Origin of the sequence: Allokutzneria sp. A3M-2-11 16, from assembly GCF_024213555.1 — a bacterium.
GTDB lineage: Bacteria > Actinomycetota > Actinomycetes > Mycobacteriales > Pseudonocardiaceae > Allokutzneria.
On record NZ_JANAVO010000029.1, the window covers coordinates 23668 to 34072 of the forward strand.

General features: G+C 69.3%; 12 protein-coding genes. 4 read left to right on the forward strand and 8 right to left on the reverse strand.

Annotated elements, in window-relative coordinates; translation table 11 throughout:
* Positions 1 to 11 precede the first annotated feature (11 nt).
* From NLX83_RS39890 to NLX83_RS39900, 3 genes are all read right to left on the reverse strand, one after another.
* Positions 12 to 1283 carry a cytochrome P450 gene (locus tag NLX83_RS39890; protein WP_308209514.1) on the reverse strand — a complete coding sequence of 424 codons (1272 nt, stop codon included), beginning with the start codon at positions 1281 to 1283 and terminating at the stop codon, positions 12 to 14.
* Positions 1265 to 2332, reverse strand: a complete 1068-nt coding sequence (locus tag NLX83_RS39895; protein ID WP_254240498.1) for a terpene synthase family protein — start codon at positions 2330 to 2332, stop codon at positions 1265 to 1267. The genes NLX83_RS39890 and NLX83_RS39895 overlap by 19 nt, the downstream gene beginning before the upstream one ends.
* Positions 2333 to 2413: 81 nt before the next feature.
* Entirely contained in the window at positions 2414 to 3343 is a 930-nt protein-coding gene (locus tag NLX83_RS39900) for a LysR family transcriptional regulator (RefSeq protein WP_254240499.1), read from the reverse strand.
* Positions 3344 to 3420: 77 nt separating this feature from the next.
* Between NLX83_RS39900 and NLX83_RS39905 the strand changes: the two genes are divergently transcribed.
* Genes NLX83_RS39905 through NLX83_RS39920 form a run of 4 tightly spaced genes read left to right on the forward strand, consistent with a single transcriptional unit; the run spans position 3421 to position 7022 of the window.
* Positions 3421 to 4101, forward strand: a complete 681-nt coding sequence (locus NLX83_RS39905; RefSeq protein WP_308209515.1) for a succinate dehydrogenase cytochrome b subunit — start codon at positions 3421 to 3423, stop codon at positions 4099 to 4101.
* A gap of 4 nt (positions 4102 to 4105) precedes the next feature.
* Positions 4106 to 6046: a fumarate reductase/succinate dehydrogenase flavoprotein subunit gene (locus NLX83_RS39910; RefSeq protein ID WP_254240500.1), complete on the forward strand. Its 1941-nt coding sequence runs from the start codon at positions 4106 to 4108 to the stop codon at positions 6044 to 6046.
* Complete coding sequence (locus NLX83_RS39915) at positions 6043 to 6789, forward strand: succinate dehydrogenase/fumarate reductase iron-sulfur subunit (protein WP_254240501.1); 747 nt, start codon at positions 6043 to 6045, stop codon at positions 6787 to 6789. The genes NLX83_RS39910 and NLX83_RS39915 overlap by 4 nt, the downstream gene beginning before the upstream one ends.
* A gap of 8 nt (positions 6790 to 6797) precedes the next feature.
* Positions 6798 to 7022: an RNA-binding S4 domain-containing protein gene (locus NLX83_RS39920; RefSeq protein WP_254240502.1), complete on the forward strand. Its 225-nt coding sequence runs from the start codon at positions 6798 to 6800 to the stop codon at positions 7020 to 7022.
* Here the strand turns inward: NLX83_RS39920 and NLX83_RS39925 are convergent.
* The 5 genes from NLX83_RS39925 to NLX83_RS39945 all read right to left on the reverse strand — a co-directional run bounded on the left by NLX83_RS39925 (position 7015) and on the right by NLX83_RS39945 (position 10161).
* Entirely contained in the window at positions 7015 to 7551 is a 537-nt protein-coding gene (locus NLX83_RS39925) for a DUF3558 family protein (protein WP_254240503.1), read from the reverse strand. The two genes, NLX83_RS39920 and NLX83_RS39925, sit on opposite strands and share 8 nt — an antisense overlap.
* Before the next feature lie 39 nt (positions 7552 to 7590).
* Positions 7591 to 8241, reverse strand: coding sequence for a biliverdin-producing heme oxygenase (locus NLX83_RS39930; RefSeq protein WP_254240504.1), 651 nt, complete (start codon positions 8239 to 8241; stop codon positions 7591 to 7593).
* A gap of 94 nt (positions 8242 to 8335) precedes the next feature.
* Positions 8336 to 8941: a TetR/AcrR family transcriptional regulator gene (locus NLX83_RS39935; protein WP_254240505.1), complete on the reverse strand. Its 606-nt coding sequence runs from the start codon at positions 8939 to 8941 to the stop codon at positions 8336 to 8338.
* A 34-nt stretch (positions 8942 to 8975) separates the two neighbouring features.
* Positions 8976 to 9422 (reverse strand): cupin domain-containing protein, encoded by a 447-nt coding sequence (locus NLX83_RS39940; protein WP_254240506.1) that lies wholly within the window; start codon positions 9420 to 9422, stop codon positions 8976 to 8978.
* Positions 9423 to 9429: 7 nt separating this feature from the next.
* On the reverse strand, positions 9430 to 10161 hold the full coding sequence (locus NLX83_RS39945) for an SDR family NAD(P)-dependent oxidoreductase (protein ID WP_374118869.1): 732 nt from the start codon (positions 10159 to 10161) through the stop codon (positions 9430 to 9432).
* Positions 10162 to 10405 lie beyond the last annotated feature (244 nt).

Here is a 10405-nt window from a genome sequence, read left to right on the forward strand (position 1 = left end):
CAGTGTCGGTGTCAGTGTCGGGGAGCCACCGTCATCGGGAGGCGGTTGGGGTAGGTCGTCGCGTGCGCGACAGCCCGGACTTCCTTGCCGGGGACCGGGATGAGCCGCCATCGGCGGACGATCTCGCGGACGGCGATGGCGATCTCGGTCAGGGCGAACGTCTCGCCGATGCAGCGCCGGGTGCCGTTGCCGAACGGCAGGAAACATTCGCGTGGTGGGGCGGTGGTGAGCCAGCGATCGGCGGAGAAGCGCAGTGGGTCGGGGAAGATGTCGGGATCGCGGTGCAGCGCGGCCGGGCTGAACAACACCTCGGTTCCGGTGGGCAGCAGCACTCCGCCGATCTCGACGGGTTCGACCGCGCGGCGCATGAGCATGGGGAGGGAGTAGAGCCGCAGCGTCTCACTGATCACCGCGCGGAGAACGTTGTCGTCATCGTGAACTCGTTGGTCCAGCGCGGGATCACGGCCCATTTCGTGGAAGACCCAGGCGAGGGTGCTGCTGGTGGTTTCGGTGCCCGCGGCGAGGAACGAGGCCAGCTCGTCGCGCACCAGCTCGGGGTCGATGCGTTCGCCGGTCTCGGGGTCGCGGGCGTCGAGCAGGACGCGCAACAGGTTCTCGTCACCGCGGTCACGCTCGATCAGCTCGTCGATGATCCCGCGCAGCCGCCTCGCCACGGCGGTGAACCGGCGATCGGCCCCGCTCAGCACGAGCAGCGGGCGGGGCGTGATCGTGCGCATCAGCACGCCGCGTTCGATGGTGCGCAATGAACGCCTGATGGTGTCCGTGGTCGACTGCGTGATCTCGCTGGCGAAAATGGTGCCCAGCAACGTGTTCAGCGCGAAGTCGACCATGACGTGGTCGACGCGCAGCCGTTGGCCCGCGTGCCAGGAGGCGGCGAGTGAGCGTGCTCGGTCGCGCATCGTGGTCGCGTAGTTCGCCAGCCGTTCGCGGTGGAAGACCTGCTGGATGACCCTTCGCTGGCGCAGGTGGAGCTCGCGGCCGGAGGTGAGCAGGCCGTCGCCGAGCAGCGGGCGGACCTCGTCGAAGAGCTTGCCCTTGGCGAAACTCCGGCCCCGTTCGACGAGGACCTGATTGGCCAGAGCGGCGTCGGTGAGCACGTAGACCCGGAGCGGCCCGAGGTTGACACCGACGATGCTTCCCTTGTCCCGCAAGGAAGTCAGGAATCCGACCGGGTCACGGGCAAGCCTTGCCAAGTGGCCTGCGAGCGGCAACCGGTGTGGTGCGACAGGGACGTCGGTCAGGTTCACAGCAACCCCCACCACCAGGAGACGACGGGCACCGGGATCGGCTCAAGCGCGGCGTCGGAGGGCCCGTCCGCGTACACGGTGGGCAGTGCGGCCCAGGTCTCCGGCGGGCTGTCCGGGCCGAAGGGCTTGAGGTAGCGCTCGCTCGTAGTGCCCCAGTCGATGTTCGCGCGCAACCACTGGCCGAGGCTTTCCAGGTAGCGCTTCAGGTTCTCGCTCGCCGTCGCAGCGGTTTTCGCCCGCAGCGCCAGGAAGAGCGACATCACCCGGTCCCGCATCGCCACCACGTGCGGGACGGCCTCGGCGGGCGTGCAACGGAGGTCCCGGGCGATCACGTCGACGAAGTTGAGCCCGTTGGGGTGGCGAGCGGATTCCTGGTGGTAGGAGTAGAGATCGTTGTCGAAGGAGATGAGCATCCAGTTCATCTCGGTCAGCGCGCGCACCGGGAGACCGTTCAGCTCGGCGTGGGTCAGCTCGTAGCCGTCCGCGGCGTCGTTGAGCGTGGTCAGGATCTCCATCCCGATGGTGTGGCCGAGCACGCGGATCATCACGTACTCGTCCAGGCCCGGTGAGAGTTCCCGCGCCCGCACGGACGCTTCCCACGCCAGGCCGAAGAAAAGCCTTTGCCAGCCGCAGATCCAGCGCTGGAGTTGCAGCGGCGTGGTGAAGCCGCCGACGCGCCGACGCATGTCGCGGACCCCCTCCGCCCACGGATTCCCCAGCAGCAGAGGGGTTTCCGGCGCCTCGACCACGCGGGCGAGCTGGGTGAGGAAGGCCATCGCCTCCTCCGGCGAGCGGCCGAGCCTGCCGGTCTCGAAGGCGGTGTCGTCCAGCGCCTCGGCCAGGTACATGATGTCGGCGGCGATCCGCACGCGCCCCGCGGCGGCGTCGGGCATGCCCCACGCGCTCACCAGGCCGCAGCGGCTGCGGTCGAGGTAGCCCAGCTCGTCGTCGTCGCAGGCGTTGAGCGCGGCGAACCAGGAGAAGGAGGCGCGGTCGATCTCCTCCGCGTCGGGCCGTAATCGCGGTGGGATGGGGCAGTAGAACGGCGGGATCGTCACCGGCATGGGGAGAACTAAACGAACCGCGCCAAGTGTGCGGCAACCCCTTCCACTCCAACGGGTGGTGTGCGGGCATGTTCAACTGCGCTACGGCAGTAGGGGGTGGACGCCGGGCGGGAGCGTGCCCGCGGTGGTGGTGAAGTGGTCGAGCAGCGTCGCGCGGAACGCCCGGCCCGCGTTGGTCGGGGTGGTGTCGGCGCGTTGGGCGAGCGCGATGGTGCGGCTCATTCCCGGTGGTGCCAAAGGCGTTCCGCGTAGCGACGGCCGCGCTGCCAGCACCATGCTCGGCACGATCGCCAGGCCGAGACCCACCTCCACGAAGCGCAGCACCGCGTCCATCTCGCCGCCCTCCACCGCGAACGTCGGCTCGAATCCCTCGCGGTGGCACGCGTCCAGGGTGGCCTGCCGGAGGTCGTAGCCCTGGCGGAACATCACCAGCGGGCGGTCGCGCAGCTCGGCGAGCCGGAGGTGCCTGCGCCGGGTCGGCGGGGGCGCGGCGGCGGGGGAGGCCACGACCAGGTCCTCGCGCAGGATCGGCGTGCTGGCCAGCGGATCGGGCGTGCGCGGCTCGGAGACGATGATCAACGCCAGGTCCAGCTCGCCGCGGTTGAGCGCGCCGACCAGGTCCTGCGAGCCGCCCTCCTCGACGACCAGCCGGATACCGGGGTAGCTGTCGTGGAAGCGGCGCAGCACGTCGGCGAAGATGCTGGCGCACAGGCTCGGCGGGGCACCGACCCGGACCCGCCCGCGGCGCAGCCCGGCCAGCTCGCCGACCTCGAGGCTCGCGGTGTCCACATCGGACAGGATGCGCTCGGCGATCGGCAGCAGCGCCTCGCCCGCCGCGGTGAGCGCGATGTTCCCGCGCAGCCTGGTGAACAGCTCCGCGCCCAGCTCCTCCTCCAGCGCGCGGATCTGCTTGCTCAGTGAGGGTTGCGCCACACCGGCCTCCTCGGCGGCCCTGGTGAAATGCCGGGTCCTGGCCACCGCGAGGAAGTACCTGAGCTGCTGCAACGTCATGTCCATAGCTTAGGGCTATCGAGATGAGTCTGACGATGTATTGGACTTATCGAAACCCGCGCTCCTAGCGTCGAGGCGTGTCCCGAACCACCACATCCATAGGCGCACTGTGCCGGTCAACGGTCGGCAAGAAGGCCGTGATGGCCGTCTCCGGCGTCGCGTTGCTGCTGTTCGTCGTCGCCCACATGGTCGGCAACCTGAAGGTCTTCCTCGGCCCGGAGTCGATGGACGGCTACGGCCGCTGGCTGCGCTCCATAGGTTCCGCGTTGCTGGGCAACGAGGGCGTGCTGTGGGTGCTGCGCATCGGGCTGGTCGTGATGATCGTGCTGCACATGACCGCAGCCATCCAGCTCGCCCGCCGTGCCCGCGCCGCGCGGCCGGAGAGCTACCGCGCCCGCAGGCCGGTCCAGGGCAGCTACGCCGCGCGAACCATGCGCTGGGGCGGCGTGATCATCGTGCTGTTCGTCGTCTACCACCTGCTGGACCTGACGGTCGGCGTGCTCAACCCGCACGGGGTGCACGGCGAGATCTACCGCAACGTCACCGCCGATTTCCAGCTCTGGTACGTGACTCTGGCTTACACGGTCGCGGTTCTGGCTCTGGGACTGCACATCCGGCACGGCATCTGGAGCGCGTTGCAGACCCTCGGCGTGTCCAGCGCGCGCGTCGTCCAGACAGCCGCACTCGGCTTCGCCGTCTTCATCTGCGTCGGCTACCTGTCGGTTCCGTTCGCGGTCTTCTTTGGGTTGGTGAGATAGGATCATGCACTCCGCCAAAGGTTTCTATACTGTGGGTGAGCCGATCATCGACGAGAAGTCTCCTGCTGGGCCGATCGAGACTCGTTGGGACAGAAGGAGATTCGGCGCGAAGCTGGTCAATCCGGCGAACAAGCGCAAGCTGACGGTGATCGTGGTCGGCACCGGCCTCGCCGGTGGTTCGGCCGCCGCGACGCTCGGCGAGCTGGGCTACAACGTCAAGTCCTTCTGCTACCAGGACAGCCCCCGCCGTGCGCACAGCATCGCCGCGCAGGGCGGGATCAACGCGGCGAAGAACTACCGCAACGACGGCGACAGCGTCTACCGGCTGTTCTACGACACCGTGAAGGGCGGGGACTTCCGCGCCCGCGAGTCCAATGTGTACAGACTCGCGCAGATCAGCGTCGAGATCATCGACCAGTGCGTAGCGCAGGGTGTGCCGTTCGCTCGCGAGTACGGTGGCCTGCTGGACACGCGATCCTTTGGTGGAGCCCAGGTTTCGCGCACGTTCTACGCACGAGGTCAGACCGGGCAGCAACTGTTGCTCGGCGCTTACCAGGCACTGGCACGGCAGATCGCCGCTGGGCGGGTGGAGATGCACCCGCGCACGGAGATGCTGGACCTGATCGTCGTCGACGGACGCGCGCGCGGCATCGTCGTGCGAGACCTGGTCACCGGTGGAGTTTCCACGCACTTCGCCGACGCGGTCGTCCTCGCGACCGGCGGTTACGGCAACGCCTTCTACCTGTCGACGAATGCCAAGGGCTGCAACACAACGGCGATCTGGCGGGCGCACCGGCGCGGAGCGCTGATGGCGAACCCGTGCTACACGCAGATCCATCCGACGTGCATCCCGGTCAGCGGTGAGCACCAGTCAAAGCTGACGCTGATGAGCGAATCGCTGCGCAACGACGGGCGGGTCTGGGTGCCCAAGCAGGGCGGGGACTCCCGTGCCGCCAACGACATTCCCGAGGGCGAGCGGGACTATTACCTGGAGCGGACCTACCCGAGCTTCGGCAACCTGGTCCCGCGCGACATCGCCTCCCGCGCCGCGAAGCACGTGTGCGACGAGGGGCGCGGCGTCGGACCCGGCGGGCTCGGCGTGTACCTCGACTTCGCCGACGCGATCAGGCGGCTCGGCCGGGCGGCCGTGGAAGCCAAGTACGGCAACCTCTTCGAGATGTACCAGCGCATCACCGGCGAGGCCCCGTACGAGGTGCCGATGCGGATCTACCCCGCCGTGCACTACACGATGGGCGGTCTGTGGGTGGACTACGACCTGCGCAGCACCGTTCCCGGCCTGTTCGTGATCGGCGAGGCGAACTTCTCCGACCACGGCGCGAACCGGCTCGGCGCCAGTGCGTTGATGCAGGGCCTCGCCGACGGCTATTTCGTGCTGCCCAACACGATCGGAGACTACCTCGCGGACGGTCCCTTTGAGACGGTCGACTCCGCACATCCCGAGGTGACCGCCGCCGTGTCCGAGGTGGTGGACCGGATCACCGCGCTGCTGCTGGTGAACGGGGACCGCACGGTCGACTCGTTCCACCGGGAGCTGGGCCACATCATGTGGGAGCACTGCGGGATGGAGCGCACCGAGGAGGGCCTGCGCAAGGCACTCAAGCTGATCCCGGCGCTGCGCGAGGAGTTCTGGCGCCGCGTCAAGGTCCCCGGCGGCGGGGAGGGGCTGAACCAGTCGCTGGAGAAGGCCGGTCGCGTCGCCGACTTCTTCGAGCTGGCCGAGCTGATGTGCGTGGACGCCTTGCACCGCAAGGAATCCTGCGGCGGGCACTTCCGCGCCGAGAGCCAGTCCCCGGACGGCGAGGCCCTGCGGGACGACGCGGAGTTCTCGTACGTGGCCGCGTGGGAGTACGCGCAGCCACCGGTGCTGCACCGCGAGCAGCTGACCTTCGAGCACGTCGAGCCCACGCAACGGAGCTACAAGTGAGACTGACACTGCGGATCTGGCGACAGTCCACAAAGGACGACGGTCGGTTGGTCGACTACCGCCTCGACGACGTCTCCGAGGACATGTCCTTCCTGGAGGTGCTGGACGTGCTCAACGAGGAGCTGATCCTCGCCGGGGACGAGCCGGTCGCCTTCGACCACGACTGCCGCGAGGGCATCTGCGGCATGTGCGGCATGATGATCAACGGTGTCGCGCACGGGCCGGAACGGGCCACCACGGCGTGCCAGCTGCACATGCGGCACTTCGCCGACGGCGCCACGATCACCGTCGAACCCTGGCGCGCCAAGCCTTTCCCCGTGGTCAGGGACCTCGTGGTGGACCGCTCGGCCCTCGACCGGATCATCGAGGCAGGCGGCTACATCAGCGCTCCGACCGGCAGCGCCCCGGACGCGCACGCCGTCGCCGTGCCCAAACCGGACGCGGACACCGCCTTCGAGTCGGCGGCCTGCATCGGGTGCGGGGCCTGCGTCGCGGCCTGCCCCAACGGCTCCGGAATGCTGTTCACCGCCGCGAAGATCACCCACCTCGGAGTGCTGCCGCAGGGTCAGCCGGAGCGGGACTCGCGCGTGCTGGACATGGTGCGGGCGCACGACGACCTCGGCTTCGGCGGCTGCACCAACACCGGCGAGTGCACCGCGGTGTGCCCGAAGGGCGTTCCGCTGGACTCGATCGGGCGGCTCAACCGGGACCTGCTGCGCGCGTCCCTGCGCCCCCGGCGTTAGATGGGGCCATGAGCATCCGCGACGTGGAGATCTCCGACGAGTCCATCCGGCTCGGCCAGTTCCTGAAGCTGGCCGGGCTCGCCGAGGACGGGGCGCACGCGCGGACGCTGATCGAGGACGGCGAGGTCACCGTCAACGGCCGCGAGGAGACCCGCCGCGGCAAGCAGCTCGTCCCCGGTGACGTGATCGCCGTCCTCGGCGAGAAGGCCCGGCTGGTCTCGCGGCTCAGCTAGTCGGGGCGTTGCCGATCGCGACCTCGGCGGCCTTGCGCCCGAGCGCGCACGCGCCGTCCGGCTTGTTGCTGGCCATGGTCTGGAAGACCAGGTAGTACTCGTCGGAGGCACCCACGTACACGCGGCAGGACTTGCCCTGCACGTCCAGCGCGCTGGCCGGGTAGCCCTTGATCTGCTCCGCCTTCTCGCCCTGCGACAACGCGAGCGAGACCGCCTTGTCCGCCTTGTGCACCTGGAGGTCGAGCGAACTGCCCTGGCTGTCGGCCCAGAAACAGGTGGTCGGCGTCTGCGGGCGGCCCTCGCGCGGGAAGCCGACCTGGTCCGACTTCGCCGACACCAGCCCCAGCTCACCCGCCTGCTGCGCGGTGATCAGCGAACACGGCTTGACGGTGCCGACCGCCAGCGGCTTCACCTCGAAGTCGGCGATCGCGGTCCTCTTGGCGGGTTCCTGTGTCGCCGGCGCGCCCCCGCACCCGGTGAGCAGCGTCAACGCCACCAGCGACACCCACAGCCGTCTGCGCATCTCCATGATCCTCTCGTCGGCGATGTGCGCCGCCGAGGCTATCGCCTAGCAGAAGCGCGCGCCGAGCTCCTCGAAGATCGCCGTGTTCAGCTCGAAGGCCAGCCGGGACTCGGCCGCGATGCGCCGCTGCTCGTCGGCGTCCCACGGCGCGTCGTCCAGCAGCCGCCGGTAGTGCGCCTTGAACACCGGCGCCTTCGGGATGCCGGGGAAGCGGTAGAAGCTGAGCCCGGTCTCCTCGGTGAGGCCGAGGTGGCGGTTGAGCAGGGTGCGCAGGATCTGGCCGCCGGAGAGATCGCCCAGGTAGCGGGTGTAGTGGTGGGCGACGAAACCGCCCGCCCAGTCGAAGCACACCTCGTGGATGCGCGCGCAGTAGCGCAGCGTCGCCTCGCCCGGGGTGATCCGCTCGCGCCAGTCCGGTCCGATCAGCGCGGCCAGGTCCCTGGCCAGCGCGGGCAGCCGGGTCAGCTCGTCGTGCACGAACGGGCCCGCGACCGGGTCGGCGCGCATGACCTCGGCGGCCTGTTCCAGTGCCTCGTAGAAGAAGTAGTGCTGGGCCAGCATCTCCGTGAAGCCCTCTACCGGCAGTTTTCCCGCCGCGAGGGCGCCGATGACCGGGGTCCGCTCGGCCCTCCGGTGCGCCTCGTCCGTGGCTTCCTTGATCAGTTCGGCGAAGCCGGTCGCTTCCGTGATCGCCATCGCGCCTCCTCAGCTGTTCTGACAGTATGTCACATCAATCTGACGAGGCGTCAGGAAAACGCCCAGTTAGGGTAACCTAACCCGAGTCGAAGACCTAGCGCTTGCGCGGCAGCTTCCGCGCCGACCCGTCCGCGGCCAGTCGCGCGCCCACCGCGCGCAGGACGAACAGCGTGGTCAGCTCGGTGTTCCCGGAGCCGCCCGCCAGGCAGGCGTTGATCAGCGGGATCAGGCCGTCGACATCGGCCTCCGGCAGGTAGCCCTCGTCGATCCCGGCGCGCAGGACCCCGCGCAGCTCCTGCTCCAGATCGCGCACGTGCTCGACGACCTGGCCGTAGGCGGACTGCGGCAGCAGCGAGCGCAGCGCGGGCCCAGGCGGGATGTGCTGCGCGGCCACCTCGCGCAGCTGGAAGCGCACGTAGGTGGCCAGCCGCCGCACCGGGTTGTCCACTTCGGACAGTGCGGCGCGCAGGCGCACCACGTAGTGCTCGGTCTCCGCCGCCGCGTAGGCGACGAGCAGGGCTTCCTTGTCCGGGAAGTGGTTGTACATCGCGGTGCGCCCCACCCCGGCCGCCGAGGCGATGTCGGCGAGGGTGATCCGGTCGAACCCGCGCTCGTACATCAGCCCGGCGAACGCGTCGAAGATCCGCTGCCGGGTCTGCTCCCGGTGCGCGGCGAGGGAACCCCCGATGATCTTCGGCACGCGTGTGAGGATACCGCTCAGAAGCGGCCCTGTTTTAGAAGCGACACAGCTGGGAGATCTCCTCGGCGTGCTCGGGGTAGGTCGTGGAGAGCTCGTCGGCCCGGCCGAAGTCCACCGAGTCGTCGGAGTACGGCGGCGACATGAACGTGCCCAGCAGGCTCCACTCGCCGGTGCTGCGGCTGCCCTGCCAGACCCCAGGCGGCACCACCACCTGCGGGCGCTGCCCCGCCGCCAGGTCCGGGCCCAGCACCGGCCGCTCCACCCGGCCGTCCGGGTGCAGCAGCACCATCTGCGCGGGCGCCCCGGCGTGGTAGCTGAAGATCTCCAGGTGCTTCAGCCGGTGCATCCCGGAGAAGTCCCGCGCGGTCATCAGGTAGTAGATGCCCGAACAGTCCTCGCTGAGCCAGGTCTGCGCCCAGAACCCGCCCTCCACCGGGAGCGGCTGGAGCCCGAGCGCGTCGACGATCTCGTGGTACGTCACGTTGTCCCTACCAGGTCGGGTGTGTGGACACTCCACCGTCCACGGTCAGATTCTGCCCCGTGATCCACTCGGCCAGCGGCGAGGCCAGGAAAACGCACGCGTTGCCCACGTCCTCCGGCGTGCCGAGCCGGTGCAACGGGGCTGCCGCGTGCCACCGCCTGACCCCTTCCGGCCACTGCTCCTCGATCCCCGGGCGGCCGATGAGGCCGGGCGAGACCGCGTTGCACCGGATGCCGAAGCGCCCGTACTCCAACGCGGCGGCCTTGGTGTGCATGAGCACCGCGGCTTTCGCGGTGGCGTAGGCGGCGTGGCCCTCGGCCGGGTTCGTGCCTTCGACGGAGGCGATCGTGATGACCGAGCCGCGCTCGGTGGGGATCATCGTGCGGACGACGGCTTGGGTGAGCGCGAAGACCGCGTTGAGGTTCGCGTCGATGATCTCGCGCCAGTCTTCGGCTGTCGTGTCCTTGAGTGGGCGGACCGTTTGCACCGCGGCGTTGTTGACGAGGACGTCGACGGGGCCGACCTCGTCGACCATCGCTTGTAGCTGTGCGGGGTTCGTGAGGTCAGCTTGGGTTGTGGTGCCCCGGATCTCCTCGGCGAGTGCTGCGGCTTCGTCGGCGCTGCGGTGGTAGTGGGCGATCACCTCGGCTCCGGCCGCGGCGAACCTCCTGGCGATGCCCGAGCCGATGTTCCCGCCAGCGCCGGTGATGAGCACGCGTTGTCCGTTGAGGGTGATCACGGTGGTCATTATGGCGGGGGTGCGCGGTGGGGGGGCTTGCGTGGCTGGGCTTCCAGCGTTCGTGGGTTGGATTTCCAGCGTGGGGCGCTGGGCTTCCGGCTTGTGTGGGCTGGGCTTCCAGCGGAGTCGGCTGGACTTCCTGCGGGGGGCGCTGGGCTTCCAGCGGTGGGTCGGCTTGACCTGGGGCCCCTTGCGCGTGCCCTTGGGCCTCTCGGGGGCACGGGATGAAACCCCGGCCCTCGCG